Below are 24,857 nucleotides of genomic sequence, written 5' to 3'. Positions count from 1 at the left end.
GTGCAGCCGGGCGCGACCGGCGGAAAAGGCGAACATCATGGCTACTTGGCTCATCACCGGCTGCTCGACGGGACTCGGACGAGCTCTCGCGGAAGCCGTCCTGGCCCGCGGCGACAACGCCGTCGTCACTGCCCGCGATCCGTCCACGGTTGAAGACCTCGCCGCGCAGTACCCGGAATCCGCGCTGGCCCTGGCCCTCGACGTCACCGACGTCGGCCAGATCCAGTCCGCGGCCGCCGGTGGCACGGAGAAATTCGGCGGGATCGACGTCCTGGTGAACAACGCCGGCTACGGCTACCGTGCCGCCGTCGAGGAGGGCGATGACGCCGACGTCCGCTCCTTGTTCGACACGCACTTCTTCGGGTCGGTGAACCTCATCAAGGCCGTGCTGCCGCAGATGAGGTCCCGCCGGTCCGGCACGATCGTGAACCTGTCCTCCATTGGGGCAACGGCGGCCCCCGCCGGCTCCGGCTACTACGCGGCGGTGAAGTCTGCGCTCGAAGGCCTGACCGGATCGCTGCGCAAGGAACTGGAACCGCTCGGCATTAGCGCCATGGCCGTGGAGCCCGGCGGGTTCAGGACGGATTTCGCCGGCCGCTCCCTTCAGCAGTCCGCGGCGGCGATTCCCGACTACGCCGAGACCGCCGGGAAGCGGCGCAGGAAAACGACACCACCCACGGCACCCAGCCCGGCGACCCGGCCAAGGCCGCCGCGGCCATCATCACCGCGGTGGAGTCGGCGGACACGCCGGCGATGCTGGTCCTCGGCGCCGACGCGACCGGAACCTACGCCGACATCCTGCAGGCCCGGCTCGCCGAGCTGGAGACCTGGCGGGCCGTGAGCGAGAACACCGGCATCGACGCCGACGCTCAGCTCTAGGGGCGCGTCACATCAAGCCGGCCGACCAGCGCAGCCGCAGGCTCTCCTCCAGTTCCTGCTCGGCGACCTTCCGCTCGATTGCGCCCAGCTGCTCCTGAAGCAGCGGAATCCACCTGTTCTCCACGGCCCGCTGCCGGGTGCGGGTGGCCTCCAGTTCATCGGAAACCAGCAGCAGGGCGCGTGCGGCGCCCGCCGCAGCGACGGCCGCCTGCAGCGCTGTCCTGTGGGCGGCTGCCGTGTAGGACAGCGCCGAGCTTCCTCCCGCGGCAGGTGCGTTCGGCAGGAGACACTCGGCGCCTTCTGGGTAGGAGATGCCCATTGCCCCGCCCCACTGCACCTGGACGGCAGCGGCTTCACCGGGGGCGGCGGCACTGATCCGGTCCCCGCCGTCCAGGCCGGCGCTTCGCCGGAGCCACCGGGCGGCTGCCGCGGCCTGCTCCTCCCACGCTCTCCGGGCGGTATCGGCCTGTTCCTGCAGTCCCTCGATGGCGCGCTGCAGGATGCGCTGCTTGCGGTCCAGCAGTTCTGCTCCCCGGCTCGCCGTGGCCAGCCGGCGTTCGACGTCGGCCCGGTCCGCCCGGGTTCCGCCGCTCCGAAATCCGCTCACGGTACGGACCAGCTCATAACTGCGCCCCGGCCGGCGGCAGGTGCGGGCCAGCTCCCAACTGCGCCCCGGCCGCTCACGGTGCGGACCAGCTCATGACTGGGCCCCGCCGGCCGGTCCGGGCAGGTACCTGTCCAGGAACTCGCCGGACAGCATGGTGAGCTCCCGCCGCGGCAGCAGTGACAGCGCCTGCCAGGCCAGGTCCATGGTCCGCTCGAAAGTCCGCAGCTCATCGCGGCCCTGGTTCAGCAGTTCCCGTTCCACTACCGAGCGGAAGTCAATGTAGGCGTTGTCCGTTTCGCTCAAAGCTGCCGCGCCCACAAGCTCCGCCAGTTCGGCAGCGGACCGGGCCCGTGCCATCGCCGACAGGATCTGTGCCGCGACATCCAGGTGGTCTTCCCGGGTGCGGCCTTTTCCGGCGCCGCTGCGCATCAGGCGCGACAGCGACGAGAGCACGTCCACCGGGGGATAGACGCCGCGCGCGTCGACCTCCGGATCCAGCACCACCTGCCCCTCGGTGATGTAACCGGTGAGGTCAGGAACCGGATGGGTAATATCCCCGGCCGGCATGGTCAGCACGGGGACTATCGTCACCGAACCCTCCCGGCCCTTGACCCGGCCGCACCGTTCATACAGTCCGGCCAAATCACTGTAGAGATAACCGGGGTAGCCGCGGCGGGCCGGAATCTCCCGCCGGGCCGCGGAGACTTCCCGCACCGCCTCCGCGTAGCTGGTCATATCCGACATCACCACCAGCACGTCCGATCCCTCGTCGTACGCCAGGGACTCGGCCACGGTCAGGGCGATGCGCGGTGTCAGGATGCGCTCGATCACCGGATCATCAGCGGCGTTGAGCAGCAGCACCAGCTCACCCGCGGCGGAGCGTTCCTCCAAACGGTCGCGGATATAGGCAATGTCGGCGTGCGTCATTCCCATGGCCGCGAACACGACCCGGAAGGCACGGCCCGCGGAGGTGGTGGCCTGCGCGGCTATCTGCGTGGCCAGGGTCAGGTGAGGCAGGCCGGGAACGGAGAAGATCGGCAGCTTCTGCCCGCGGACCAGGGTGGTCAACGCATCGACGGCGGAGATCCCGGTGATCACCGGGTCCTGCGGTGGTTCGCGGTACACCGGGTTCAGCGGCCAGCCGCCCACCGGCGCCGTCTCCCCGGCCGTGACCGGCGGACCGCCGTCGAGCGGTTCACCGCGCCCGTTGCAAACCCGTCCCAGCCAGCCCGGACCGGTGGGCACCGCCAGCGGCCGGCCCTGGAACCGGACCTCGATCCCGCCGAGGGCCATTCCTCCAGTGCCTTCGAGAATCTGCAGGGTGACTTCGTCTCCGTCCACCTCCAGCACCAGCCCGTGCCGGTCCCGCTGTCCGGCCACTGCCACCGTCGCGAACTCGTCCCAGCCCACGCCGTCGGCATCCCCGAGGACAAGCAACGGTCCGCGCAGTTCGCGCACCGCGCTGTACCCCACCCGCGGGATGCCGGAGGCCGGTTCCGTGCCGGGTATGCCGCCGCCGCTCATGCGAATCGCCTTTCCGTGGTTTCACCGGCGCCGTGCCCGGTTTCGCTGCCCAGCTGCCGGAGCCGGTGCAGGAACTCGCGCCCGCGGGCCGTGACGCCCTCGGCGTCGGCCGGTCCGGTGTCTTCACGCAGCCGCAGCACCGGGGTGAAATCGACGCGTTCGACGTCGGCCGGCGGCACTCCGCGCTCCACCAGGGCCTGGCACACGTCCACCACGTCCAGGACTGTCTGCAGCAGGGCGGCGCCCTTCGCCGCGGAGCTGTAGCCGTCATTGGGACTGAGCGCGTTCTGCAGCAGGACGCCGTCACGCACCAGGCGCCCGCCCAGCAGCACCATCTGCTCATGTCCGGGCAGGGAGGCGGCACCGATAATTTCCGCCAGGGCGGTGAGGCGGTCCGCTTCGGAGAGCAGCAGCGAAGCCGAGGCCCTCCGCCCGGTCCACAACGGATCACCGTGCGCGGAATACCAGCGGCCCAGCGCTTCGGCGTCGCGGGAGAAGGAACCGCGCCAGCTGACCGCCGGATAGTGCCGGGAGTAGGCCAGGTCCCGGTCCAGCATCCACAGTGAACGCACGAACCGCTGGGTGTCGGTGGTGACCGGTTCGCTCATATCACCGCCGGGAGGGCTGACCGCTCCGATCACGGTGACCGACGCCGTCGCCCCGCCCAAGGTGCGCACCAGGGCCGCGCGCTCATAGAAGGCGGCGAGCTCACTGGCCAGGGACGCCGGGTAGCCCTCCTCGGCCGGAAGGTCGCCGTTGCGGTTGGCGAACTCGCGCAGGGCTTCGGCCCACCGGGAGGTCGAATCGGCGATGACGACGGCGTCGTACCCCATGTCACGGAAGAACTCGGCAACGGTGACGCCGGTGGCAATGGACGCCTCCCGGGCCATCATCGGCATGTTGGAGGTGTTGGCGATGATCACGGTCCGGCCGATCAGCTTGCCGCCCGTGCGGGGGTCGTCCAGGCCGGTCAGTCCGTCCAGCACGTCGGCCATCTCGTTGCCGCGTTCGCCGCAGCCCACGTAGACAATGACGTCGGCGTCGGACCACTTGGCGATTTGCTGGAGCGTGAGGGTCTTGCCGGTGCCGAAGCCGCCGGGGACTGCGGCTGCCGATCCCCGGGGCAGCGGGAAGAGCAGATCCAGGACCCGCTGGCCGGTGTGCAGCGGCACCGTGTCGGCCAGGCGCTCGCCGAAGGGGCGGGGCCGGTGGACGGGCCACTGCTGTGCCAGCGGAATGTTCCTTCCGGCCACCCGTGCCACCGGATCCAGCGGATGCACACGTCCGTCCGCCAGCCACTGGACTTCGCCGGCAACGTTCGGCGGCACCAGGACCCGGAACTCCACAGTTCCTGCTTCCGGGACGGTGCCCAGGATCTGGCCCGCCTGAACGGTGTCACCGACCGCGACCGACGGCGTAAACCCCCAGGCGGTGTTCAGCACGGCCGGATCCTCGGTGGACGACATCCGGTCCTGGGCCAGCCACAGGGGAGCGGAGGAGAGCGGACGCAGCAGTCCGTCGAACACCGCTCCCAGCAGCCCCGGGCCCAGCAGCCCGGACAGCTGGTGGCCGGTCCGTTCCACGGTGTCGCCGGTTTTCAGGCCTCCGGTGTACTCGTAGGCCTGCAGGGTGGCGTCCGCGCCGTTGACGGCGACCGCCTGCGCTGAAATGCGGTCCGGGCCCACCGCCACGACTTCCAGCATGGACAGCCCCTCCAGCCCGGTGATTTCGACCAGCGGGCCGCTGACCCGGGTGATCGTGCCGGTTCCAGCGCCGGGGGTCCCGGTTCCAGTGCCGGGCGTGCCGGTTCCAGTGCCGGGGGTGCCGTTGACGCCGGGGGCGCCGGGCATGCCGCGCGTGCCGGGGGTACCGGGGGTGCCGGGAGAGTCTGAGCTGCTGCCGGAAGCTACGCGCCGTCCCATAACCGGTGCACCTCCCCGGCGTGCCGCTCCAGGGCCTGCTCGGCCAGGGCCGGCAGGGACAGATCCAGGTGCCGGGACCCGGCTGCCGCGGTGACGCCGCCCTTGTAGCTTTCCGTCACCGACGCCATCGGACCCAGGACCGCATCAGCACGTTCGGTGAGCCGCCGCAGGATCTGCGGATAACGCGGGTCGCTGCGCAGGTCCCGTGCCCGGTCCCGGACCTGCCGGCCCAGCTCGGAACGCAGGGCTTCCTGCCGGGCCAGTACGGTGCGCCGTGCTTCCCGGCGGATCCGCGCGGACCGCCCGGCTGCCTCCGTCCGTGCCGCGTCGGCACCTTCCCGGGCTGCCGTTGCCCGAATCTGCTCAGCCTCGGCCCGCGCCGAGGACAACAGTGCTTCGGCCTGCCGCCGGGCGTCCTCCGCCAGCCGGCCGGCTTCGGTTTCAGCCTCCCGGCGCAGTGCGAGGCGCACCGGTTCGAGGGCGGCGTCGGATCCTGCGGGCAGCCTGCTCATCCCGGCAGCACCGCCGTCAGGGTGAGGCCGGGTCCGCCGTTTCGGCGGCGAGTACCGCTGCGGCGTCGGGCGTCAGGATAACCACCGCGACCGTCTCCGGCAGGGCGGACCAGGCCGCCCGCACCTGCGCGGGACCGGTTGCCGGGTACAGGACGGCGCCGGCAAGCCGGAATCCCAGCAGCAGCGCGGGTTCGCCCAGCGCGGCCACTGTTCCCGTGCGGCGTCCCGTCCGGCGGGATCCGGCCTCCGGGGTTGCTGCCGGGCTGCTCATGCTTGTCCGATGAGGATAATCGAAATGATCAGGCCGTAAATGGCAATGCCTTCGGCCAGCCCGACCACCACCATGGCGCGGCCGAAGATCTCGGGTCTTTCACTCATGGCGGCCAGTGCCGCGGACCCTGTGTAGGCCACGGCGATCGCGGCACCGATGGAGGATCCGGCGACGGCGATGGCGGCTCCGATCAGGGCTGCCCCGCTGCTGTCGCCGCCCTCGGTTGCTGCCGCGACAGCGGTGGCCGCCGTTCCGCCGTCGCCCGCTCCCGCGCTTGCCGGCGCAGCGTTCAGCGCGGCGGCGAAAAGGGCCAGTGCCCCGGCCATGAGGACGGCGTTCAGGCCCAGCAGCGCCTTGATGCCGGTGCGGCGGTTGCGGCGCAGCAGCACGACGGCGCCGAGGGCCAGGAGGACGGCGAGGAGGAGGACCAGCGGAAGACCGGCGAGCCAGGGGTTCATGGGAGGTGCCTCTCAGCTGGGGCGGGTGGGCTGTGCACGCCGGAGCCAGCGTCCTGCGCGGTTCCCTGTCCGCTGTCCTGGTCCCGGGCGGTGCCCAGGCCGGTGCCGGGATCCGGATTCCAGGGCCAGAACCGTCTGCCTTCTTCCTGGAAAACGCGGGAAAACAGCTCGTAGTACTCGAGACGAAGCGCCTGGATGCCGGCGACCAGGCCTTCCAGCGCAAAGGTCAGGGCGTTGCCGATCAGGAAGACGACGACGGCGGCCACTGCCCGCCAGTCCGGCGCCCACAGTGCGGTGGTTGCCTGCCAGACCACCATCATCAGCGCCGCGTGGGTGAGGCCGAAGGCGGCCAGCCGGGTGAAGGACACCAGGTTGGAGCCCAGCTGCACCACGCTGTCCACCAGCTCGACGCTCGCCTGCAGCCCGCCGGTTGCGCCGCCGCCGGACTCGGCGAACAGTCCGATGAACATCAGCACCAGGGCGAGCAGCGCCACCACGCCGGCAATGACCAGGAGCACCGGCGCTCCCGCCAGCAGTCCCCAGGCGAGGAGCCCGACGGCTGTGAACAGCAGGGCTCCGGCCAGCCCGGACCGGGCATAAAGGGCGTAGCCCCAGCCGCCCTCACGCACCCGGTTGATGGTGCCCAGAACGTAGGAGCCGGCCAGCAGGACGGCGCCCAGCACCAGCGCCGCCACCAGCAGCGGAATTGGTTCCTCCAGCGGTTCCAGCCACAGCACCGGCAACACCCCGGTGGGACCGAAGAACTCGCCGTACAGGACGCCGAAAAACACTGCGGCCGCTCCCGCGCCGGTGATGAACAGCCAGGTCCGGCGGAACCGCTGCAGCCGCGGCAGGAAGCGCAGCAGCAGTCCCGCGATGACGAGCAGGGCGCCCTGCCCGGCGTCGCCGAACATCATTCCGAACATCACCACGTACGCCACGCCCGCGATCCGGGCCGGGTCAAGGTCCGCATACGGAACGGTCGTGTAGGTATCCACCAGCAGGCGCGACAGCACCGGTGCCTGCCGGCGGCGGGGCTCATCGCCGGTGAGCAGAGTGGGCGGCTGCACTCCGCGCGGCCGCCGCAGCGCGACGGCGGAAGCGCCGTGCGGTTCCAGGGCTGCCTGCAGGGCGGGCAGCTGTTGGGACGGTGACCAGCCCACCAGGGCTGCCACCGGGCCGTGGACGACGGCGGCCCCGGCCGCCCGATCGTATTCCTCCGGTCCGGTCCCCGGATCGTACGGCAGATCCAATTCCACGGCTTCGCTGCGGGCCACCTCGGTGAGCATCTCGTGCCGGGTCTCGATGGGTGCAACCAGCGCCACCCGTTCCATCCGCACCGGGCTGAGGGTTTCACGCCACGGCATCGAGCACCTCGCTTGTTCCGGCGTGCGCTGCTGCGGCGGCCAGGGCAGCGCGGACCCGCCACGCGTCGGTTGCCAGTACGGCCATGGCACCCAGGACCGTGTTAGGGCCGGGGAGTCCGGCGCGGATCAGGCGGAATCCGTCGTTTTCAACCCGTGCTGCCAGTGCCGCTTCGGCCCGCCAGAGGTCTGCGGGATGGTCCACGCCGGTTAGTGCCTGTGCAGCTGCCGGGGAAGGGCGCTGTGCAGGTTCTCCAGGTCTGGGAGGCTGGCGAGGTTTGGCAGGTCCGGAGACCCGGTGGTCCTGCTGCCGGTCCAGCCTGTGCCCAGCAGCGGCCGCAGCAGCGTGATCAGCCGCGGTGCCGGTGCAGCCCGCTCCACCAAAAGGATGCGGGCTGCGATCAGTGCCGCGGCTGCTGCCGCCCAGGGCCTCGCAGCTGGCGCTTCCGCGGCGAGGCGGCGGAGCCAGACCACTGTGAGGATGTCCGGCAGCGCAGACTCCGGTCCCGGATCACCCCAGGGTGAGGCTGCCAGTGCCGCACGCAGCTCGTCCTCCGTTGCTGCCCTCTGGAGACGCGGCCACGCCGTTGCCAGCCCGCCGAGGTCGAAGGGTGCAGTCCCGCCGGAGTTTTCACGCAGCCGGAGATCCAGGTCAAGGATGTTGTCGGCTTCGAAGGCCGCCGCCGCGGCCCGGACAAGGCGGGTTCCTCCGGCGGGAATCCAGCCGGCCAGGACCCGCAGCTGCCACAGGACGGTTTTGCGGGTTGCCCGGTGCGCTTCCGGCAGTGTGTGAACGAACGCGAATTCCCTGCCGTAGACCGTGTCCGCGAGGTGATCGAGGGCTGCCCGCAGGCCGGGTGCGGCGGCGGTCTCCCGGCAGGTTCCGGCACCGGCACGGCGCTGGGCCATGGACCGGGCACGTACTGATGCAGCCACCCAGTCCGATCTCATGAATCCGTGTCCCCGAGCAGATCCGCCACCATTTCCGCGACAATGGCCGCCGCCAGTTCCGGAATCCGGGATTCGCCCCGCTCCTGGAGCTCGGTGGCCTCTGACCCGGCATTCGAGAGCATCAGGGCATCTTCGGCCCCGGTTTTTTCTGCCACCTCTGCCGCGGCCCGTGCACGTACGGCACCGCTGTCCATCCGGGCCTGTTCGATCAGTGCTGCGGCCCGTGAACGGGCCTGTGCCACAGTTTCCGCTGCCCCCGCTGAAGCATCTTCGGTGCGGCCGCGCGCATGACGGATGGTGGGATCCAGTGATTCGAATACCGGAATGAGCTCGGCCTCCGGGCCTTCCTCGTCACCGGCCGGAACGCCGGCAGGACCCGCCGGCCCCGGGGAACCTACGGGCCGGAACCTGTCCAGCAGACTGTTGCGTGCCATCGAAGCACCTCCTGGTCAAGTGCATGGTGCATTGTGAATCCTGCAGGGAGCTCCCGCCGCGGTCCTCCCAGCCGTCTCCTAGTCTCCGGTGGCTTCGGCCTCGGAGGCTTCGCCGTGCTGCACAATGTCACCGTCGGTAAAGAGGATGCCCTTGGCGATCTCCCGCCAGAGCGGCGTCCGGCGGAGCAGGAACTCCAGTTCCATGCTGAAATGTTTGAACTCTTCGCCCAGCGAATCGTGCATGATGGCGCGGGACTCGGCATCGGGCTCCACCGCCATGCGCTGGACATACCAGCCGATCGCTTCGGCCTCTTCGCTGAGGCTGGCGCACATCCTGGCGAAGGTTCGGGTTTCCGCGGGAGTTCGGCCGGTGGTTCGTGATACTGCTCTGTGCCCATGGTGGTCTCCTGGTGATGAGTCCGCAGAGGCGCCGGCCCCCGTCCATGAAGTCTGGTGAACGGCCCGTGGACCGGGCCCGGGATCAGCCGGCTCTTCCGTTTGTCCCCTGTCTTCGAGGTTACGGATGGCCCTGCAGGGACACAATGGCACGCCCGGCGCCCCTGCCGTACGGCAGCAAAGGTCCGGATGCCTTGGCATCCGGACCTTGTGCGCTTTGCTCCGCCGTGCGCGCTGTTCCGCCGGTTATCCCAGACGGGCGTAAGCCGACGCGAAATGCACCAGGGGATCGGCCTCGTCCTCAGCTGTTGCCCGCCGTCCCATGGCAACGACTTCACCGACCACCAGCTGGTGGGTGGCCGCCGTCGTGACCTGCGTGGTGCGCACCTCGAACCAGGCAATGCAATCCTCGATCACCGCAGCTCCCGTGACGGGTCCGCGGCCGAAATCGACCTGGCTGAGAAGCCCCTCCAGCGGTGAGCCGGGGCTGGCGAGCCAGTTTGCGGTGCCGCGCTGGCGTGCGGAGAGCAGGCTCAGCGCCCAGGTGCCGCTCTCCACCACGGCTTCGGCGATCCGTGATTCCGCGTAGAGGCTGACCAGGAGCGTGGGCGGATCATAGGACACGGACAGAAAGCCGCTGACCGTGGCGGCGTAGTCCCGGTCCCGCAGCCGGGTGGACACCACAGCGACGCCGGAGGCGATGTCGGCGCTGAGCAGCCGGTAGCTGTCGATGGCTTCTTCGGTGATATCCGGCAGGGGAATCCGTTCGCCGGGAAACACACCCTGTTCCATGAACTCCTACTTGCCGCCGGCGGACTGTGTGCCGCTGCCGGCCGCGCCGGCATCAGCGGGAACCAGCTTCACGGAGATGGAGTTAATGCAGAAACGCTGGTCGGTGGGGGTGTCAAACCCCTCGCCCTCGAACAGGTGCCCCATGTGTGAGTCGCAGTTGGCGCAGCGGACCTCGATGCGGTCCATGCCCATGCTCCGGTCGTGCAGGTAACGGACCCTGCCTTCGGCCAGCGGGGCGAAGAAGGAGGGCCAGCCGCAGTGCGAATCGAACTTCTCGCCGGAGGTGAACAGGTCGCTTCCGCAGGCGCGGCACTGGTACACGCCGGCGGTCTTGGTATCCCAGTATTCGCCGGTGTAGGGGCGTTCGGTTCCGGCTTTGCGCAGGACCTGGTACTCCTGGGGAGTCAGTTCCTCGCGCCACTGATCGTCTGTCTTTTGTACGGGCACAGTTCCGGTGGTGTCTTCAGTCATATTCGCGTCAACGCTTAAGAGTCGCCAATAAATCCCGAGCCGGAGTAGAGGTGCAGCACGGGCACTCCGAGCCGGTCCTGGGCTTCGTTTGCCCAGTCGGTGCGGAAGGTGTCCTCCACGGCGTGAGGGTGGTAATCACCACCACCTGCTGTGCTTCCGCAGCTTTTGCTGCGGCAACCACTGCCTGGACCGGGTCCTCGCCGGTCACCGAACCGGTGGCTTCCAAGCCGGAGGCCTGCAGCAGCTGCAGGGATTCAGCGAGCTCGACCTCGGCGGCCTTCGTTTCCTCGTCCTTGGTGGGTTTGCCGCCCGTCAAGTCACGGAAGGCTGCAGCGAATTCCAGCAGGCTCAGGTTGTCCAGCACGTCCACCAGCAGGTTGCGGCCGGTATCCGAAGGCACCAGCACAGTGAAGCGGGCGGGATTGTCCTGCACCAGATACCGGAGGTTGGAAATGTCTACGTCATTGAGCGACTCTTCGGTCAGCACCACGATAGTTGCAGTCATGCGGCCAGCTTAGTCCCAAGCCAGCCTGCGTTTCCGGCGTCGGCCCCTTCCGGTGTGGCGGCTGTGACACTTGTCCTCCGGCGGCACGCCCCCGCGGTCCGGGTTGATTCCATCAGTAAGAATGGAGGTATGGCTATCTCCATCCCCGCGCTTCCGTTCCCGGCTGTCTCCGACGTTCCCGAACCTGCAACCGGGCTGTCCGCTCCCTGGATTAAGTGGACGGCGTTCGGGGCGGGAATGGGTGCAGCGGCAACCGCGGCGCTTTTCGCGGCCACGTCCGGACTCGGCGTCTATTTTGCCCGGCAAGTGGTCACTCCCCGCCGAACCCGCGATGCCAACCTCGAGATCCTTGCCGTCTTCGATTCCGAGCACGGCAAGCAAATCATCCTTCCGGCCAACGAAGACACAACGGTGGACGGCACCTACAGCCTCTACTTTGACGGCGGCGCCAGCCACGCCCGGATCGGCACGATCCGGTCCTATGTGCCGCGCGAAGGCACAGTGCAGCGCGACGTCGAAGAGATCTACAGCGGTGACCTCGCCAAAGCCCTGCGCGGCTGGTGGAGCGGCGCCATCTACCCCTCACCTGCCGCCGTCGGCCTCGCGGAAGAGGAAGTCAACATTCCCGTGGACGGCGGTTTGGCGCCTGCCTGGCTGGTCCGTGCGGAGCCGGATGCCGCCACCTGGGCGATCATGGTCCACGGCCGCGGGGCGCAGCGCACCGAATGCCTGCGCGCGGTACGCACGGCCCGCGAAGCCGGGCTGACGAGCCTGCTCATTTCCTACCGGAACGACGGCGAAGCCCCCTACGCGTCCGACGGCCGGTACGGGCTCGGCCTGACGGAGTGGCACGACGTCGAAGCCGCGATCAGGTATGCCCTCAACCACGGGGCTAAAGACGTTGTTCTCTTCGGCTGGTCGATGGGCGGTGCCGTCAGCCTCCAGGCAGCCGACCGGTCGCCGCTGCGCCGGCACATTCGGGCCCTGGTGCTCGACGGGCCCGTGATCAACTGGCTGGACGTCCTGACCCACCACGCCCGCCTGAACCGGATTCCCGTCCAGTCGGGCCGGCTCGGACAGTGGCTCATCTCCAATCCGGCGGGCCGCGCCCTGACCGGACTTGCCGCTCCACTGGACCTCAAGAGCATGGACTGGGTGTCCCGCGCCGAGGAGATCCGGATTCCGACCCTGATCCTGCACAGCGAGGACGATGAGTTTGTGCCGTCCGGACCCTCGGCCGAGCTGGCGGAGAAGAACCCCGGAGTGGTGACCTTCGAGCGGTTCTCCAAAGCCGGTCACACCAAGGAGTACAACGTGGATCCTGAGCGGTGGGAACGCGTGGTGCTGGGCTGGCTGAACACCATTCTGGGCCGGACGAGGCATCCGGCCGAGCGCCGCGCGGACCAGCCGAAGGGCTAGGCGCCGACCCACCGGCGCGGCCGCTCTGTCCGGCAGTCTTCGTGCTGCCGGCAGCGTGGCCTGCTGCTATCCCGGGGAGGCGGCGATCGGAGCCGTCAGCGCCGATGTCAGCCGGATCAGGTCAAACGGGGAGAGCCCGATCTGCAGGCCGCGGCGGCCGCCGGACACATACACCTCGTCCAGCAGCTCCACCTGGCTGTCGATCCCCGCGGGGGACGGATGTTTCTGGCCCAGGGGCGAAATGCCGCCCACCACGTAGCCCGTGCGCCGTTCGGCTTCGCGCCGGTCTGCCATCACGGCCTTGCGTGCGCCCATCAGGGCGGCGAACTTCTTCAGGTCCAGGTTCAGCGCCACCGGTACCATCGCCACGGCGAGCCGTCCGCCCAGATCCACCATGAGCGTCTTATAAACGCTTTCCGGCGGCAGCTCCAGTTTCTCTGCCGCCTCCAGCCCGTACGAGGGCGCGCCGGCGTCGTGCTCGTAGTGACGCACCGTGTACGGAACGTTGGCGTCGTCGAGCAGCCGGGTGGCCGGCGTCGCGCCCTTGCCTGACTGCTTCTCCCGGTTCGCTGCCATGCTGCGCCCTTTCCTCGCTGCGGCGCCTGCTTACTGGGCGAGCTTTTCGTGTTCGGCCAGGCGGCGCTTGATACGTCCCAGCATGGCGGACATTCCGCGCATCCGCAGCGGTGTGATGGCGCGGGTAAGGCCCAGCCGGTCCGGAACGTCTGCCGGCACGGCCAGGATCTGTGCCGCGGGCAGGCCGTTCAGTCCCTCGTAGAGCACACCGGCGAAGCCGCGGGTGGTGGGGGCCTCTTTCGGTGCCTTGAAGAACAGGGTCACGAGCTGCTCGGGGGAGTCATCCACATCCAGGCTCAGGAAGACCGGCGACTGGCACTCGACCACCTGCTCCATCAGTTCGGGGCGGTCGGCGATTTCGGCGGGCAGGTCCGGCAGGTCGCGGGAAAATTCCAGCAGCAGTTCAAGCCGCTCGGCTTCCTCCAGGGCCTGGAAGTCATCGACAATCTCGGCCAGCTGCTCCGGGACGGACGTTTCGGGGGTGGTGGCACTCATGGGTGTGTCTCTCTGGTGGATCGGAAAAACGGCTTCAGCTGGGGGCGTTGCCGGGCTCTTCGCCGCGGGCAATCGGCACGCGTACGGCGTTGCCCCACTCGGTCCAGGAGCCGTCGTAGTTGCGGACGGATTCGAAGCCGAGGAGGTGCTTCAGCACAAACCAGGTGTGGCTGGAACGTTCGCCGATGCGGCAGTAGGCCACGACGTCGTCGCCCTCCTTGAGGCCCGCGCCGTCCTGGTAGAGCGCTTCGAGCTCATCACGGGTGCGGAAGGTGCCGTCTTCTGCGGCTGCTTTGCTCCACGGCACGGACTGGGCGGTGGGAATGTGGCCGCCCTTCATGGCACCCTCGTCCATGTAATCGGGCATGTGGGTGCGTTCGCCGGTGTATTCGGCGGGGGAGCGGACATCGATCAGCGGGCCTTTGCCCAGGTGGCCGACGACGTCGGGCAGGAAGGCTCGGATCTTCTCGTCATTGCGCTCCACCACCGGGTACTCGGTGGGTTCCACGGAAACCTTGTCCGTGGTCATGGGACGGCCCTCGGCAACCCATTTGTCCCGGCCGCCGTCGAGCAGGCGGACATCCTCGTGGCCAAAGAGGGTGAAGACCCAGAGGGCGTACGCGGCCCACCAGTTGGACTTGTCGCCGTACAGGACCACGGTGGAGTCGCGGGTGATGCCCTTGCGGGACATCAGCTGCGCGAAGGCTTCGCCGTCCACGAAGTCGCGGGTGTCGGCGTCGTTGAGGTCGGTGTGCCAGTCGATCTTGCGGGACCCGGGGATGTGTCCCGTTTCGTACAGCAGGATGTCTTCGTTGGACTCAAGGACCACCAGGTTGCCGGCATCCGGAGCTTCCAACTGCTCCGCCAGCCACTGCGTGGACACAAGGCGCTCCGGGTGGGCATAGGCGGCAAACTTGGGGTTGCTGTCAGCAGCGATCGGCATTCGCGAAACTTCTTCCTCGGCTTTTACGTTCGGGCTTCCTATAAGCCTAACGACGCCGGGCGGCGAAAACTTCCAACGGCAGCCGGCGGCTGCTAGCCGCTGCCGGCAGGCGCAGCGCCAGGACCACGACGGCGGCTCCGACTCCCGCGAACACCAGTTCCAGGAGCTGGTATTCGATGACGGCGATTTCCCACGCTTCCAGCCCCACCAGCGCGCTGCCTGCCGCTACGGAAACGAAACGGGCTGCCCTGCTGCGCCGCGCGTGCAGCACTCCGGCAACCGCGTAACCGCCGCCGCAGCCGGCGGCAAGGAGCAGTCCGGGAATCCGCCAGGTGGAGAACGGGGTCCGCCGCAGGACCGCCGGACCGGCATGCAGGAACGCGCCGTCAGGCCGCAGTGCCAGGAGGACGCCGCCGGCCAGCGCGGCAGCGGCCGTACCAAACTCGATCCCCATCAGTGCCCGTTCCTGCGGTAAATACCGTCCGGACCGGGCCTTCTTTCTCCGCGTCGTCATAGTTGAAGTGTCCATCGCGGACGATGCCGCCGTCCATGTGCCGCATTTCCGAATGCCCGCACATTTTGGCGTATCGTTGCGAGGGCGGCAGAACGCCGCCACGAATCACATGCAGGACCGGCGTATTGGGCCGGACGCAGGCAACAAACGGACGGATTGCGCACAGTGGCACAAGTGGAGCACCTTGCGGAGCGGACTCCCCAGGTTTCGACGGATGAACTGCTGAAGGGATTCTTTCCCTCTCCCCGGTTCGGTTCGGTTTCCTTTGACAGCTACCGCCCGGATCCCTCGCAGCCCTCACAGTCGCAGGCGGTGAGCTCGATGCGGAACTTCGCCTCCGCAGTCGACGTTCCCGAGCCCACCGGGCTGCGAAAGCTGTTTGGCGCCAAAAAGGCCGACTCCAAGGCCGGCTTTTATCTGGACGGCGGCTTCGGCGTCGGTAAGACGCACCTGCTGGCCAGCCTCTGGCACGCCGTCGAGGGCCCCAAGGCTTTCGGCACCTTTGTTGAATACACGAACCTGGTGGGCGCCCTGTCCTTCCGGAAAACGGTGGACGCCCTGAGCGCCTACAAACTGGTGTGCATCGATGAGTTTGAGCTGGATGATCCGGGAGACACGGTCCTGATGTCCCGCCTCATGCGGGAATTGGCCGACGCCGGTGTGAAGCTCGCTGCGACATCCAACACCCTGCCCGGTTCGCTGGGGGAGGGGCGGTTTGCCGCCGTCGACTTCCAGCGGGAAATCCAGGTTCTGGCCGACCAGTTCGACGTCGTGCGCATTGACGGCGAGGACTACCGCCACCGCGGGCTGCCGCAGTCTCCCGATCCCGTTGCCGAGGAGGATCTTGCCGGCCGGGTTGCGGCGGAATTCAGCGGAAAAGTCGTGGCGGACGATGATTTCTCGGCACTGATCAGCCATCTCTCCACCGTTCATCCGAGCCGGTACCGCCAGCTCATTGACGGTGTCGACGCCGTCGCCTGGCACAACGTTGAAACGATCACCGAGCAGTCTGTTGCGCTGCGTTTCGTGGTACTCGCCGACAGGCTGTACGACAAAGATGTGCCGATTCTTGCCAGCGGTGTTCCTTTCGACCAGCTGTTCACCGAGGAAATGATGAACGGCGGCTACATGAAGAAATACTTCCGTGCCGTTTCGCGGCTTACCGCGCTGGCCCGCGAAGGCCAGACCGGAGAATCAGCCTAGTCCCGGGTTAGCTTCGGCGGGCCAGAGCGGTTCCGCTGAGCAATGAAAACATCGGACTCAGACCGGGCGGTACAAGAGTGGCAGCGGGTTTCGAGCAGCGGCGGCATACATGGGGGTCTTGTTGCGCAGAGCGGTTGTCCTGGGCGGCAGCGGCCTAATTGGCCGTTCCGGTGCGGATTATTTTGGGCACCGGCACGAAGATGTGCTGCTGGCCGACGGAAGCGATTCTGATGGTGGCGTAATTCCGGGGAATAGTAACGAAACACCTCTCCGTTGTACAGATAACGGGCCTTAGCACCCTCCCAGCTCGTTCCTTGTACAGATAACGGGGTCAAAACGTCCTTTTAGGCCCGTCATCTGTACAACAGACGCCGCACGTTCATCGAGTGTGCAGATCTGGCGGGTCGACGGCGCCGAGGCCCCCATACCTGCATACCAGGTGCCCGCAGACCCGGAGCACCCCTCCTCCGCTTCCGCCCCGAAGCGAGAACGCACGAAAAACCCCGCCCGCAGACCCGGAGCACTCCCGGCACCAGGCGCATCAGGCTCCCGAACTCACAGAGCGGGGGATGCCGTATAACAGCGCCTTCTGCCTGAACCACTCTTCCGTAACGCCTGAAGGCGTGGAACTGTGCGACGGCACCGTTGATGGCACCGTGTCGTTCATCAGCGGCGACTACATCGGTTCCTTAAGAGGGCCTGAAGACACGGATCTGAAGGCCACTACTTATCCCAGCTGACGGTTAGCGGTTGAGACGGAACTGGCCGCGCGTAATTGGCCTCCGGATCTTTGAGGAGACCGAACAGTAGGCCCCGGATACGTGCTTGGGGGCTTAAAGGACGAAGGTCCCGGCACCTGCCTTTCGGCGGGTGCCGGGACCCCTGTCGTGCTCTGAAGCTTATACGGCCGGAGGAGTCGGTCCGGATTCGGTTCCGGAGTCCGGGCCCTGCTTGCGGTCGACCTTGTCCACCGCTTCCGAGGCCTTGCTCTGGAAGCCATCGATCTTATCCGAGTACTTGCCGCCGGTCCTCTGATCGACGAACTTTCCTGCGTGATCGATGCCGCCCTTGATCTTGTCGGCGTTTCCGCCAACAAGCTCGGTAGCCTTGCCCTTCAGCTCTCCGGCCTTGCCCTTGAGCCCGTCAAATACAGACACGGACCACCTCCTTTCGCAGGGGAAACCACACGTTTCCCGTTCAGTTCAATGGTAAGCCTCCTGAGCAGCTGGGCCAAGGACGAAAACCGGGGAGTGGAGCCGACCTATGGTCCGGGATGATTACGCGGTCTTCCGACCAGATGCCGGCTGCTCTCCAACAGAGCCTGCGGCGCCGCCTAAAGCTGGCGGACAGGCTGAGAGGTCAACGTTCCTGCTTCCGGTGATCCTTGCCTGCCCGGGTGAAGGACTCAGGGACGACAACAATGAACACCAGGACAAAGAGTGCGACGGCGGCCGGAATTGCCACCTCCGGCGGGATCACCCCATTTCGGTCGAGGATATCCAAAAGGAAAAACGCTGCTAGCAGGATGGCTGCATACCTAATTCGACGATCCATGCGGGACACAGTATCACGGTAACCTTTGATGCGAATTATCGAAGTGCTAGCTTTATCTGCTTATTCCAAATAAATGCTCAAAGACGATTAAATATGAGCAAGGCAATAGGGGAGGACCATGAGTTCCGGCCCTATGACCTACCCATTGTCGGCTCGGTGGATTTGTTTGGAGGTAAGCGGGAAATGGCCCATTATGGGCACTGCGGAGACGGAAACGTGCGCATCACGGTGAATACTGCCGACGGTGACGAATCCCTCTGTGTCCAGCCGGGCGACACCGTCTGGGGTTTGCGACTATGGATCGAAAAATAACGTATTCGTACTACACTGGGGGTTGCTAATGTCCGGCGGTCATCGGAAAATTGTCCAATTTGCGACAACTGGACTTCTTATGGCGGGATTCATCGCAGTCCCCGCAGTGGCCCATGCTGCAACTCCGTGCGGGTGGCAGGCAGATGAAAAGTGGTACAGCAGTCCGTGCGCCGAAGCCGGCACTTATTTTCACTGCACGGATTCCAATACTCCGGTGAAAATTCACATTGAACATACATACGCCTCACGGGAAATGTGCGTAGCGCCCCGGGAGACGCGCCTCTATGCTGATCCATCCATCGGCGCATTGAAAAATGTATGGGCCATAGGTGCCTGCTAGTTGCAGGAAAGCTTAAAGCACTGAAGGAGCAGGCTGGGTAGCCTGCTCCTTCAGTTGCTGCCTTTGCAGCGTTGCGAGCGGACGACGGGATTCGAACCCGCGACATCCACCTTGGCAAGGTGGTGCTCTAGCCAGCTGAGCTACGTCCGCAAAACAGGACAACCAGGGTTGTCCGTGCGCGATACTGGGATCGAACCAGTGACCTCTTCCGTGTCAGGGAAGCGCGCTACCGCTGCGCCAATCGCGCTTGACGCACCAAGTCTCCAAAGGAGTTCCCGGTGCAGTCAAGAGAGCGGACGACGGGATTCGAACCCGCGACATCCACCTTGGCAAGGTGGTGCTCTAGCCAGCTGAGCTACGTCCGCATAAAACACAGTTGTTCGTCAAAAACGTCTAACTGTAGTGCGCGATACTGGGATCGAACCAGTGACCTCTTCCGTGTCAGGGAAGCGCGCTACCGCTGCGCCAATCGCGCCCAAAGGGCTTGCAAGTCCACCGTGGAGGTGGGGACGGGATTCGAACCCGCGTATACGGCTTTGCAGGCCGCTGCCTCGCCTCTCGGCCACCCCACCGTGACCACTGCATAAGCATAGGCCGGCCGGTCAGAATCAACCGGTTTACAGTGACTTGCGAGCGGACGACGGGATTCGAACCCGCGACATCCACCTTGGCAAGGTGGTGCTCTAGCCAGCTGAGCTACGTCCGCATGCTGAGAAAGTTAGTGTTATCGACCCCGAATCGCTTTCGCTTTTCGCGGCGAACTCCCGCTTTCCAACGAAGAAAAACTCTACTGGACGTTTCGTGGTTCGTCCAATCGGGGCAATTTCCGGCCCTGGGCGACGGGCTCAGCCAAGAGATGTACATCGTCGCAGGTGGGGCGGGAGGTGGGGGGTCCGGCTGACAAACAGAGATGACGACGACGGGTGTGGGCCCCTGTGTTCCCGCGGCGAGACATGGCGGATGGTCGATAACCGCTTACCGGGTTGGCGGATGGCGGATAACCGCATGGCGGATGGCGGATGGCGGATAACCGGTTGCCGGGTTGCCGGGGTGGGCGCTGTGTACTGGTGAACATCCACTGCTGCGCCGCGACCTGCGGGAGTTCGCGGCGCGTCCCAGTACGACGGTTGCCGGTGCGCCCGATTCCGGTAAATTCCGCCGGTTTGGAGCCAGGTCCAATCTGGGCTAGCATCTTTAGACGTTGCGGTTGTGAAAACAACAGCGGCAAGGGGGCGATTGGCGCAGTGGTAGCGCGCTTCGTTCACACCGAAGAGGTCACTGGTTCGAACCCAGTATCGCCCACCGGCAAGGTCCTCACCTTCCCTCGGGAAGGTGGGGACTTTTTTGCGTATGCGCTGTATCGTGTTTGGAGCGTGTGCGCACCGCATGGGCGGACCGCAGTCCCAGATGACACCCCGGGCGTCGGAAACGGGACTGTCGGTGCCGGATGGCAAACTGGAAGCATGACTGAACCTGCACTGGCACATTCAACGGAATTTGGGCGGATGTACTCCCGCTCCCTCTCGGAACCGCCGTCGGTACCGTCCATTACGACTGTGATTGCGCAGGGTTCCACCTCGCTGGACGGCTGGCACAGCCACATGGCCGCCACTGCTGTGGTCAAGGACCCCAAACTCCCGGCAAGTCTGGGCAATCCGGGTGCGTTGCGTTCCCTCGTCAAGGAGGCTTCACGCGCTTCGGAGCGCTACCGGGACCAGGCGGCGGAACGCGGCACGCGGGTGCACTATTACTGCGAACAAGTTTCCCTGCGCGCCCTGGACCTTCCGCATGAGTTGGAAGCGGCCCGCACCGCGCTTCAGGAACACGGAGAGCATCAGTTTGCCGACCGTTTCGACGAGTGGTGGGACCTGTACCAGGTTCAGCCTCTGGCACCCGAGATCACCGTATGGAATGACGAACTGGGATACGCCGGAACGCTTGATCTGGTGGCACGCATCAACGGCAGGCTCTGCCTCATCGACTACAAGACCAAAAACACCGACCGCGACGGCCAGGTCAAGCCGCTCGATGACAAGGTTGTCATGCAGCTGGTGGCCGGAATGAAGGCGAAAGAGTCCCTGGTTGATGCCGGAAAGGGCGAGTGGGAGCCCTGGGCGTACGGGGAGGATCCGCTGCTGCTCGGCGTCGCGGTGGGACAGACCGAAGTCCGTCCCATGCGCGCAAACCCCGAGGTGCTGCCGCAGCACTGGTTCAAGTTCTGCGCTCTCCGCCGGCTCTGGCAGACCTCGTACGACGTCGCCGCCGCCGGACGCGCACTGCTTCCCATCGCGCCGCCCCCGGTCGGCGCCCATGCGGTTCGGGCTCCCCAGACCTCGTCCACCTAAACGCACCCGCGTCGAAAGGACGCGCACGCACGGCACGTACGCACCGCACGAAGGCACCACACCGCGCACCGTGCGCACGCTGTGTGCGCCTCCGCACCGCGCGCTGTGCACACGGCACCCGCCGCGCCGTGCGCTGTATGCCCGCATCACCGCCGCATCCGTGAGCGCGGGGGAGCAGCAACGTGCCCGGCCCAACTAGACTGGTTCTGAGCAACAATCAGCGGCAGAGCAGCAACAGTAAGGAACGAACCCTAGATGGCAATCCTGAACATCCGGATTATCGGCGACCCAGTCCTGCGGACCCGTGCCGAGGAAGTCACGGACTTCGGGCCTGAACTGGCCAAGCTTGTTGCCGACATGGAAGAAACAATGGAGGACGTTGACGGCGCAGGCCTTGCCGCACCTCAGGTGGGCGTCAGTCTCCGGGTTTTCACCTACCGGATTGACGGCCACGCGGGACACGTGGTGAACCCCGTGCTCGAGCTCAGCGAAGACCGCCAGGAAGACCACATGGAGGGCTGCCTGTCGATCCCCGGCCTGGGCTACCCGGTGCCGCGATACCGCTGGACCCGGGTTACCGGCGTCGACAAGGACGGCAAGCCCGTCAGCGTTGAGGGCGAAGGAATGCTGGCCCGCGCCTTCCAGCACGAAACCGACCACTTGGACGGCGTGCTGTACATCGACCGGCTGGAAGGCGAAAACCGGAAGAAGGCACTGCGCGCCATCCGCCAGGCGGACTATGACGCGATCGCGGGCCGCACGACGGCGGAGCGCGCCCAGACGGTCGGTTCGGCCTTTGGCGCCGGAGCGTCCTTCGGCAGCGGTGCCTTTGGCGGCACCTCCCGCACCGGCGGACAGGCCTAGCGGCCCGTGGTCATGCGCGTACTTTTCGCCGGAACCCCCGCCGTCGCCGTCCCGTCCCTGAATGCCCTGCTGGAAGCGGGGTTCGACGTCGTTGCGGTACTCACCCGCCCCGACGCGCCGCTCGGGCGCAAACGCGTCCTCACACCGTCGCCCGTTGCCGCCCGCGCTGAAGAACTGGGCCTGCCCGTCATCCGCGCAGCAAAGATCGACGACGACGCCGTCGCGGCTATTCGTGCCGCCAATCCGGACGCCGCGGCCATCGTGGCGTACGGGGGACTTATCCCGGAGCGGGCCCTGACGATCCCCGCCCACGGCTGGATCAACCTCCACTTTCCCTGCTTCCCGCCTGGCGCGGCGCAGCACCGGTGCAGCACGCCGTGATCAACGGTGACGACGTCACCGGCGCTTCCACCTTCCTCCTGGAAAAGGGACTGGACACCGGTCCCGTCTACGGACAATTAACTGAAACGGTGCACCCGGGGGACACCAGCGGCGCTCTCTTGGAACGGCTCTCGCACAGCGGCGCCGTACTGCTCGCACAGACCCTGTCGGCCATCGGGGCCGGTGCGGCCCACGCCGTACCGCAGTCCGGCGATGTGACGCTCGCACCCAAACTTACGATCGATGACGCGCGGGTGAACTGGACCCAGCCGGCACTGGCCATCCGCCGCCGCATCAACGGCGTAACGCCGGAACCGGGAGCCTGGACCACGTGGGACGGCGCCCGGTTCAAGATCGGCTCCGCAGTACCGCGGCCCGACATCACCGATCTGGCCCCGGGCCAGGTCCGCTTTACCGGAGGCGCACAGGCTGCCGCAGTGGTGGGCACCGGATCGACAGGCGTGGAACTGCTGCAGGTGCAGCCCGCCGGCAAGAAAATGATGCCGGGGGCCGACTGGGCCCGCGGCTTGGCCAACCGTGAGGACGTGGTCTTCGAGTGACCCCCCAGAACAGCGCTTCCCAGAACAACACCCCGCGGAACAACCCGCAGCGGAACAACGAGCCGCGCAGCAACAAGCAGCGCAACGAGAAGGGCCACGAGCGCAGCCGCCCCGCAGTGCGCAGCCGCACCGCCCAGGCTCCGGGTCAGCGCACCGTTCCGCCGATCCGGCCCGGCTGGTGGCCTTTGAAGTCCTCCGCGCCGTGTCCGAGGACGACGCCTACGCCAACCTCGTGCTGCCCAAGAGCATCCGCAAACACCAGCTCGACAAGCGCGACGCCGGTTTCGCCACCGAACTTGCCTACGGCGCACTGCGCGGACAGGGCACCTATGACGCGATCCTGGCCAAGTGCGTGGACCGTCCGCTGGAGCGGCTGGACCCCGCCGTCCTGGATGCGCTGCGCATCGGCGCCCACCAGCTGCTGGCCATGCGGGTTCCGGCCCACGCTGCCCTGGACCAGACCGTCGGACTGGCGCGCGCCGTCATCGGAGCCGGACCGTCGGCACTGATCAACGCCGTCCTGCGCAAAGTCGCCGCGCGCGACCTGGACACCTGGGTCGCTGAGTTGACCCGCGACGAAACCGACGCCACGCGCCGCGCGGCGGTGGAACACAGCCATCCCGAGTGGATTGTCCGCGCCCTGCGGCAGTCGCTCGTGGCCCACGGCCGCAGCGTCGAGGAAATCACGGACCTGCTCAAGGCCGACAACGACGCCCCCGTGGTGAACCTGGTGGCGCTGCCCGGACTGGGAAACCTGGACGAGGCCCGGGAAGCCGGAGCGGTGGACGGCGAGCTGGTCGAGGGTTCGGCACTGTACTCGGCCGGCGACGTCGGACGCCTGGATTCCGTGCGCGCCGGCACTACCCGCGTCCAGGACGCCGGGTCGCAGCTGGTGGCACGGGCCCTGGCCGCCGTGGATATCGGCGACCGCACTGCTGACGGCAGCCGCGACGGTGAGCAGTGGCTGGACCTGTGCGCCGGACCTGGCGGCAAGGCAGCCCTGCTGGCGGCGCTGGCCAACGAGCGGGGCGCCATTCTGCTGGCCAACGAACCCGCGGCGCACCGCGCCAAGCTCGTGCAGCAGGCGCTGGAAGCTGTTCCGGGCGAGGTCTGGGATGTGCGTACCGGAGACGGTCGCAGCATTGCCGAGCAGTATCCGGACACCTTCGACCGGGTCCTCGTGGACGCTCCCTGCACCGGCCTGGGTGCCCTGCGCCGCCGGCCGGAATCGCGCTGGCGGCGGAAGCCGTCGGACGTGGGGAGCTGGGTGCGCTGCAGCGTGAACTGCTTACTGCGGCAGTGGACGCCGTCAAGGCCGGCGGCGTGGTGGCCTATGTGACCTGCTCGCCGCATCCGGCGGAGACCACCGCCGTCGTCAGCGACGTGCTGCGCCTGCGCAATGACCTGGAACTGCTCGACGCCGGGGCGGCCCTGGACGCCGTCAGCCTGACCGGAAATCTGGGCGCCGGCCACGAGTCCACGGCCCAGCTCTGGCCGCACCTCCACGCCACCGACGCCATGTTCCTGGCTCTGATCCGCCGCAAGCCCTGACTTTAAGCCACAGCAAGTCCACAAGGAGAACCATGAGCAAGTGCTGCATCAATCCGAGCATCCTCTCGGCCGACTTCGTTAACCTCCAGGCCGAGCTGGAGCGGATCAGCACTGCCGACGCCGTCCACGTGGACGTGATGGACAACCACTTCGTGCCGAACCTGACCATCGGCCTGCCCGTGGTGCAGCGGATCCAGGAGGTCAGCGCCCTGCCGCTGGATGCGCACCTGATGATTTCCGACGCCGACCGCTGGGCCCCCGCCTACGCGGAACTGGGCCTGGCCTCGGTGACCTTCCATGTGGAGGCCGCGGCCGCACCGATCAAGCTGGCGCGGGACATCCGCGACCGCGGAGCCAAGGCCGGCATGGCCCTGCGCCCGGCCACTCCGGTGGAGCCGTACCTGGACGTGCTCTCCGAGCTGGACATGCTGCTGATCATGACGGTGGAACCCGGATTCGGCGGTCAGAAGTTCCTGGATGTCACGCTGCCCAAGATCCGCCGCGCCGCCGAGGCCGTCCGCGGCTCCGGACTGCCGCTGGCCATCCAGGTGGACGGCGGAATTTCCGCCGACACCATTGAACGGGCGGCCGAAGCCGGGGCCAACGTCTTCGTGGCCGGATCAGCGGTCTACGGCAGCGGGGATCCGAACGACGCCATCAGCAAGCTGCGCGCCGCCGCGGAAGCCGTGTCCGCCGGCTAAGCACGGGTAAGCA

27 protein-coding genes, 7 tRNA genes and 2 pseudogenes are annotated in these 24,857 nt (G+C 67.1%); 11 read left to right on the top strand and 25 right to left on the bottom strand.

Translation table 11 applies throughout. From position 1 onward, the window contains the following. Nucleotides 1–37 precede the first annotated feature (37 nt). Nucleotides 38–841 carry an SDR family NAD(P)-dependent oxidoreductase gene (locus tag OL239_RS12620; RefSeq protein WP_329609216.1) on the top strand — a complete coding sequence of 268 codons (804 nt, stop codon included), beginning with the start codon at nucleotides 38–40 and terminating at the stop codon, nucleotides 839–841. A 45-nt stretch (nucleotides 842–886) separates the two neighbouring features. On the opposite strand, the gene OL239_RS12615 is transcribed toward OL239_RS12620, so the two are convergent. The 14 genes from OL239_RS12615 to OL239_RS12550 all read right to left on the bottom strand — a co-directional run bounded on the left by OL239_RS12615 (nucleotide 887) and on the right by OL239_RS12550 (nucleotide 11,086). After that, entirely contained in the window at nucleotides 887–1,486 is a 600-nt protein-coding gene (locus OL239_RS12615) for a V-type ATP synthase subunit D (protein ID WP_268909243.1), read from the bottom strand. A 90-nt stretch (nucleotides 1,487–1,576) separates the two neighbouring features. Further along, nucleotides 1,577–3,010: a V-type ATP synthase subunit B gene (locus OL239_RS12610; RefSeq protein WP_268909242.1), complete on the bottom strand. Its 1,434-nt coding sequence runs from the start codon at nucleotides 3,008–3,010 to the stop codon at nucleotides 1,577–1,579. Continuing rightward, on the bottom strand, nucleotides 3,007–4,932 hold the full coding sequence (locus tag OL239_RS12605) for a V-type ATP synthase subunit A (protein WP_268909241.1): 1,926 nt from the start codon (nucleotides 4,930–4,932) through the stop codon (nucleotides 3,007–3,009). The genes OL239_RS12610 and OL239_RS12605 overlap by 4 nt, the downstream gene beginning before the upstream one ends. Then, nucleotides 4,917–5,444: a V-type ATP synthase subunit E gene (locus OL239_RS12600; RefSeq protein ID WP_268909240.1), complete on the bottom strand. Its 528-nt coding sequence runs from the start codon at nucleotides 5,442–5,444 to the stop codon at nucleotides 4,917–4,919. Before OL239_RS12600 ends, OL239_RS12605 begins: the two co-directional genes overlap by 16 nt. A 16-nt stretch (nucleotides 5,445–5,460) precedes the next feature. Beyond that, the gene (locus tag OL239_RS12595) at nucleotides 5,461–5,715 is read right to left on the bottom strand and encodes a hypothetical protein (protein ID WP_268909239.1); all 255 of its coding nucleotides are present in this window, start codon (nucleotides 5,713–5,715) and stop codon (nucleotides 5,461–5,463) included. Next, entirely contained in the window at nucleotides 5,712–6,173 is a 462-nt protein-coding gene (locus OL239_RS12590; RefSeq protein WP_268909238.1) for an ATP synthase subunit C, read from the bottom strand. Before OL239_RS12590 ends, OL239_RS12595 begins: the two co-directional genes overlap by 4 nt. Beyond that, the gene (locus OL239_RS12585) at nucleotides 6,170–7,540 is read right to left on the bottom strand and encodes a V-type ATPase 116kDa subunit family protein (protein WP_268909237.1); all 1,371 of its coding nucleotides are present in this window, start codon (nucleotides 7,538–7,540) and stop codon (nucleotides 6,170–6,172) included. The genes OL239_RS12590 and OL239_RS12585 overlap by 4 nt, the downstream gene beginning before the upstream one ends. Continuing rightward, the gene (locus tag OL239_RS12580) at nucleotides 7,527–7,742 is read right to left on the bottom strand and encodes a hypothetical protein (RefSeq protein ID WP_268909236.1); all 216 of its coding nucleotides are present in this window, start codon (nucleotides 7,740–7,742) and stop codon (nucleotides 7,527–7,529) included. Before OL239_RS12580 ends, OL239_RS12585 begins: the two co-directional genes overlap by 14 nt. Before the next feature lie 5 nt (nucleotides 7,743–7,747). After that, nucleotides 7,748–8,488 carry a hypothetical protein gene (locus tag OL239_RS12575; RefSeq protein WP_268909235.1) on the bottom strand — a complete coding sequence of 247 codons (741 nt, stop codon included), beginning with the start codon at nucleotides 8,486–8,488 and terminating at the stop codon, nucleotides 7,748–7,750. Then, entirely contained in the window at nucleotides 8,485–8,922 is a 438-nt protein-coding gene (locus OL239_RS12570; protein WP_268909234.1) for a hypothetical protein, read from the bottom strand. The genes OL239_RS12575 and OL239_RS12570 overlap by 4 nt, the downstream gene beginning before the upstream one ends. Before the next feature lie 78 nt (nucleotides 8,923–9,000). After that, nucleotides 9,001–9,255, bottom strand: a complete 255-nt coding sequence (locus OL239_RS12565; protein ID WP_268909233.1) for a ferritin family protein — start codon at nucleotides 9,253–9,255, stop codon at nucleotides 9,001–9,003. Between the two features lie 309 nt (nucleotides 9,256–9,564). Next, nucleotides 9,565–10,110, bottom strand: coding sequence for a flavin reductase family protein (locus OL239_RS12560; RefSeq protein ID WP_268909232.1), 546 nt, complete (start codon nucleotides 10,108–10,110; stop codon nucleotides 9,565–9,567). 6 nt (nucleotides 10,111–10,116) lie between these two features. Further along, the gene (msrB, locus tag OL239_RS12555; protein ID WP_268909231.1) at nucleotides 10,117–10,581 is read right to left on the bottom strand and encodes a peptide-methionine (R)-S-oxide reductase MsrB; all 465 of its coding nucleotides are present in this window, start codon (nucleotides 10,579–10,581) and stop codon (nucleotides 10,117–10,119) included. 7 nt (nucleotides 10,582–10,588) lie between these two features. Continuing rightward, nucleotides 10,589–11,086 carry a hypothetical protein gene (locus OL239_RS12550; protein WP_329609215.1) on the bottom strand — a complete coding sequence of 166 codons (498 nt, stop codon included), beginning with the start codon at nucleotides 11,084–11,086 and terminating at the stop codon, nucleotides 10,589–10,591. Nucleotides 11,087–11,215: 129 nt separating this feature from the next. Here OL239_RS12550 and OL239_RS12545 point away from each other — a divergent pair, with 129 nt between their 5' ends. Then, nucleotides 11,216–12,505: an alpha/beta hydrolase family protein gene (locus OL239_RS12545; RefSeq protein WP_268909229.1), complete on the top strand. Its 1,290-nt coding sequence runs from the start codon at nucleotides 11,216–11,218 to the stop codon at nucleotides 12,503–12,505. Nucleotides 12,506–12,571: 66 nt separating this feature from the next. On the opposite strand, the gene ybaK is transcribed toward OL239_RS12545, so the two are convergent. The 4 genes from ybaK to OL239_RS12525 are packed head-to-tail and all read right to left on the bottom strand — an operon-like array spanning nucleotide 12,572 to nucleotide 15,033. Beyond that, nucleotides 12,572–13,081, bottom strand: coding sequence for a Cys-tRNA(Pro) deacylase (gene ybaK / locus OL239_RS12540; protein WP_268909228.1), 510 nt, complete (start codon nucleotides 13,079–13,081; stop codon nucleotides 12,572–12,574). A 30-nt stretch (nucleotides 13,082–13,111) separates the two neighbouring features. Beyond that, a complete protein-coding gene (locus OL239_RS12535; protein ID WP_268909227.1) occupies nucleotides 13,112–13,576 on the bottom strand; it encodes a SufE family protein in 465 nt (154 codons plus the stop codon). Nucleotides 13,577–13,610: 34 nt separating this feature from the next. After that, the gene (locus OL239_RS12530; protein ID WP_268909226.1) at nucleotides 13,611–14,519 is read right to left on the bottom strand and encodes a sulfurtransferase; all 909 of its coding nucleotides are present in this window, start codon (nucleotides 14,517–14,519) and stop codon (nucleotides 13,611–13,613) included. A 46-nt stretch (nucleotides 14,520–14,565) separates the two neighbouring features. After that, entirely contained in the window at nucleotides 14,566–15,033 is a 468-nt protein-coding gene (locus OL239_RS12525; protein WP_268909225.1) for a hypothetical protein, read from the bottom strand. A gap of 165 nt (nucleotides 15,034–15,198) precedes the next feature. On the opposite strand from OL239_RS12525, the gene zapE reads away from it, so the two are divergent. After that, nucleotides 15,199–16,236: a cell division protein ZapE gene (zapE, locus tag OL239_RS12520; RefSeq protein ID WP_268909224.1), complete on the top strand. Its 1,038-nt coding sequence runs from the start codon at nucleotides 15,199–15,201 to the stop codon at nucleotides 16,234–16,236. 899 nt (nucleotides 16,237–17,135) lie between these two features. On the opposite strand, the gene OL239_RS12515 is transcribed toward zapE, so the two are convergent. Beyond that, a complete protein-coding gene (locus tag OL239_RS12515; RefSeq protein ID WP_268909223.1) occupies nucleotides 17,136–17,393 on the bottom strand; it encodes an antitoxin in 258 nt (85 codons plus the stop codon). Nucleotides 17,394–17,883: 490 nt separating this feature from the next. Here OL239_RS12515 and OL239_RS12510 point away from each other — a divergent pair, with 490 nt between their 5' ends. Together OL239_RS12510 and OL239_RS20215 are read left to right on the top strand one after the other, a co-directional pair. Next, nucleotides 17,884–18,102, top strand: coding sequence for a DUF6355 family natural product biosynthesis protein (locus OL239_RS12510; protein WP_268909222.1), 219 nt, complete (start codon nucleotides 17,884–17,886; stop codon nucleotides 18,100–18,102). 28 nt (nucleotides 18,103–18,130) lie between these two features. Next, nucleotides 18,131–18,442, top strand: coding sequence for a DUF6355 family natural product biosynthesis protein (locus tag OL239_RS20215; protein WP_442864141.1), 312 nt, complete (start codon nucleotides 18,131–18,133; stop codon nucleotides 18,440–18,442). A 76-nt stretch (nucleotides 18,443–18,518) separates the two neighbouring features. On the opposite strand, the gene OL239_RS12505 is transcribed toward OL239_RS20215, so the two are convergent. The 6 genes from OL239_RS12505 to OL239_RS12480 all read right to left on the bottom strand — a co-directional run bounded on the left by OL239_RS12505 (nucleotide 18,519) and on the right by OL239_RS12480 (nucleotide 19,148). After that, nucleotides 18,519–18,592 (bottom strand) — tRNA-Gly (locus OL239_RS12505). A gap of 25 nt (nucleotides 18,593–18,617) precedes the next feature. Continuing rightward, nucleotides 18,618–18,689 (bottom strand) — tRNA-Val (locus OL239_RS12500). A gap of 44 nt (nucleotides 18,690–18,733) precedes the next feature. Further along, a tRNA-Gly gene (locus OL239_RS12495) sits at nucleotides 18,734–18,807 on the bottom strand. A 38-nt stretch (nucleotides 18,808–18,845) separates the two neighbouring features. Continuing rightward, a tRNA-Val gene (locus tag OL239_RS12490) sits at nucleotides 18,846–18,917 on the bottom strand. 23 nt (nucleotides 18,918–18,940) lie between these two features. Further along, nucleotides 18,941–19,014, bottom strand: a tRNA-Cys gene (locus tag OL239_RS12485). A 60-nt stretch (nucleotides 19,015–19,074) separates the two neighbouring features. Beyond that, nucleotides 19,075–19,148 (bottom strand) — tRNA-Gly (locus tag OL239_RS12480). A 524-nt stretch (nucleotides 19,149–19,672) separates the two neighbouring features. Between OL239_RS12480 and OL239_RS12475 the strand changes: the two genes are divergently transcribed. The 6 genes and pseudogenes from OL239_RS12475 to rpe all read left to right on the top strand — a co-directional run bounded on the left by OL239_RS12475 (nucleotide 19,673) and on the right by rpe (nucleotide 24,844). Beyond that, nucleotides 19,673–19,744, top strand: a tRNA-Val gene (locus OL239_RS12475). Between the two features lie 161 nt (nucleotides 19,745–19,905). Beyond that, nucleotides 19,906–20,787, top strand: a complete 882-nt coding sequence (locus OL239_RS12470; protein WP_268909221.1) for a cytochrome — start codon at nucleotides 19,906–19,908, stop codon at nucleotides 20,785–20,787. A gap of 255 nt (nucleotides 20,788–21,042) precedes the next feature. Beyond that, nucleotides 21,043–21,651 (top strand): peptide deformylase, encoded by a 609-nt coding sequence (def, locus tag OL239_RS12465; protein WP_268909220.1) that lies wholly within the window; start codon nucleotides 21,043–21,045, stop codon nucleotides 21,649–21,651. 12 nt (nucleotides 21,652–21,663) lie between these two features. Continuing rightward, a pseudogene (gene fmt / locus OL239_RS12460) lies at nucleotides 21,664–22,592 on the top strand (methionyl-tRNA formyltransferase). Further along, nucleotides 22,570–24,143 (top strand): annotated as a pseudogene (locus OL239_RS12455) (RsmB/NOP family class I SAM-dependent RNA methyltransferase). Before fmt ends, OL239_RS12455 begins: the two co-directional pseudogenes overlap by 23 nt. Nucleotides 24,144–24,175: 32 nt before the next feature. After that, nucleotides 24,176–24,844 (top strand): ribulose-phosphate 3-epimerase, encoded by a 669-nt coding sequence (gene rpe / locus OL239_RS12450; protein ID WP_268909219.1) that lies wholly within the window; start codon nucleotides 24,176–24,178, stop codon nucleotides 24,842–24,844. Nucleotides 24,845–24,857 lie beyond the last annotated feature (13 nt).

Origin of the sequence: Arthrobacter sp. ATA002, assembly GCF_026898095.1 — a bacterium.
In the GTDB taxonomy this organism is placed as follows: domain Bacteria; phylum Actinomycetota; class Actinomycetes; order Actinomycetales; family Micrococcaceae; genus Arthrobacter_B.
This window is presented reverse-complemented; position numbering and strand designations above follow the sequence as displayed.

Bases quoted from the DNA above. Each gene is read 5' to 3' on its own strand.
- OL239_RS12530 (WP_268909226.1), bottom strand. From the start codon at position 14,519: ATGCCGATCGCTGCTGACAGCAACCCCAAGTTTGCCGCCTATGCCCAC.
- OL239_RS12535 (WP_268909227.1), bottom strand. From the start codon at position 13,576: ATGAGTGCCACCACCCCCGAAACGTCCGTCCCGGAGCAGCTGGCCGAG.
- OL239_RS12525 (WP_268909225.1), bottom strand. From the start codon at position 15,033: ATGACGACGCGGAGAAAGAAGGCCCGGTCCGGACGGTATTTACCGCAG.
- OL239_RS12585 (WP_268909237.1), bottom strand. From the start codon at position 7,540: ATGCCGTGGCGTGAAACCCTCAGCCCGGTGCGGATGGAACGGGTGGCG.
- ybaK (WP_268909228.1), bottom strand. From the start codon at position 13,081: ATGGCAGCGAACCGGGAGAAGCAGTCAGGCAAGGGCGCGACGCCGGCC.
- msrB (WP_268909231.1), bottom strand. From the start codon at position 10,581: ATGACTGAAGACACCACCGGAACTGTGCCCGTACAAAAGACAGACGAT.
- OL239_RS12550 (WP_329609215.1), bottom strand. From the start codon at position 11,086: ATGACTGCAACTATCGTGGTGCTGACCGAAGAGTCGCTCAATGACGTA.
- OL239_RS12575 (WP_268909235.1), bottom strand. From the start codon at position 8,488: ATGAGATCGGACTGGGTGGCTGCATCAGTACGTGCCCGGTCCATGGCC.
- OL239_RS12620 (WP_329609216.1), top strand. From the start codon at position 38: ATGGCTACTTGGCTCATCACCGGCTGCTCGACGGGACTCGGACGAGCT.
- OL239_RS12600 (WP_268909240.1), bottom strand. From the start codon at position 5,444: ATGAGCAGGCTGCCCGCAGGATCCGACGCCGCCCTCGAACCGGTGCGC.
- OL239_RS12590 (WP_268909238.1), bottom strand. From the start codon at position 6,173: ATGAACCCCTGGCTCGCCGGTCTTCCGCTGGTCCTCCTCCTCGCCGTC.
- OL239_RS12565 (WP_268909233.1), bottom strand. From the start codon at position 9,255: ATGTGCGCCAGCCTCAGCGAAGAGGCCGAAGCGATCGGCTGGTATGTC.
- OL239_RS12470 (WP_268909221.1), top strand. From the start codon at position 19,906: ATGACTGAACCTGCACTGGCACATTCAACGGAATTTGGGCGGATGTAC.
- OL239_RS20215 (WP_442864141.1), top strand. From the start codon at position 18,131: ATGTCCGGCGGTCATCGGAAAATTGTCCAATTTGCGACAACTGGACTT.
- OL239_RS12605 (WP_268909241.1), bottom strand. From the start codon at position 4,932: ATGGGACGGCGCGTAGCTTCCGGCAGCAGCTCAGACTCTCCCGGCACC.
- OL239_RS12610 (WP_268909242.1), bottom strand. From the start codon at position 3,010: ATGAGCGGCGGCGGCATACCCGGCACGGAACCGGCCTCCGGCATCCCG.
- OL239_RS12595 (WP_268909239.1), bottom strand. From the start codon at position 5,715: ATGAGCAGCCCGGCAGCAACCCCGGAGGCCGGATCCCGCCGGACGGGA.
- OL239_RS12510 (WP_268909222.1), top strand. From the start codon at position 17,884: ATGAGCAAGGCAATAGGGGAGGACCATGAGTTCCGGCCCTATGACCTA.
- def (WP_268909220.1), top strand. From the start codon at position 21,043: ATGGCAATCCTGAACATCCGGATTATCGGCGACCCAGTCCTGCGGACC.
- OL239_RS12570 (WP_268909234.1), bottom strand. From the start codon at position 8,922: ATGGCACGCAACAGTCTGCTGGACAGGTTCCGGCCCGTAGGTTCCCCG.
- OL239_RS12545 (WP_268909229.1), top strand. From the start codon at position 11,216: ATGGCTATCTCCATCCCCGCGCTTCCGTTCCCGGCTGTCTCCGACGTT.
- rpe (WP_268909219.1), top strand. From the start codon at position 24,176: ATGAGCAAGTGCTGCATCAATCCGAGCATCCTCTCGGCCGACTTCGTT.
- OL239_RS12560 (WP_268909232.1), bottom strand. From the start codon at position 10,110: ATGGAACAGGGTGTGTTTCCCGGCGAACGGATTCCCCTGCCGGATATC.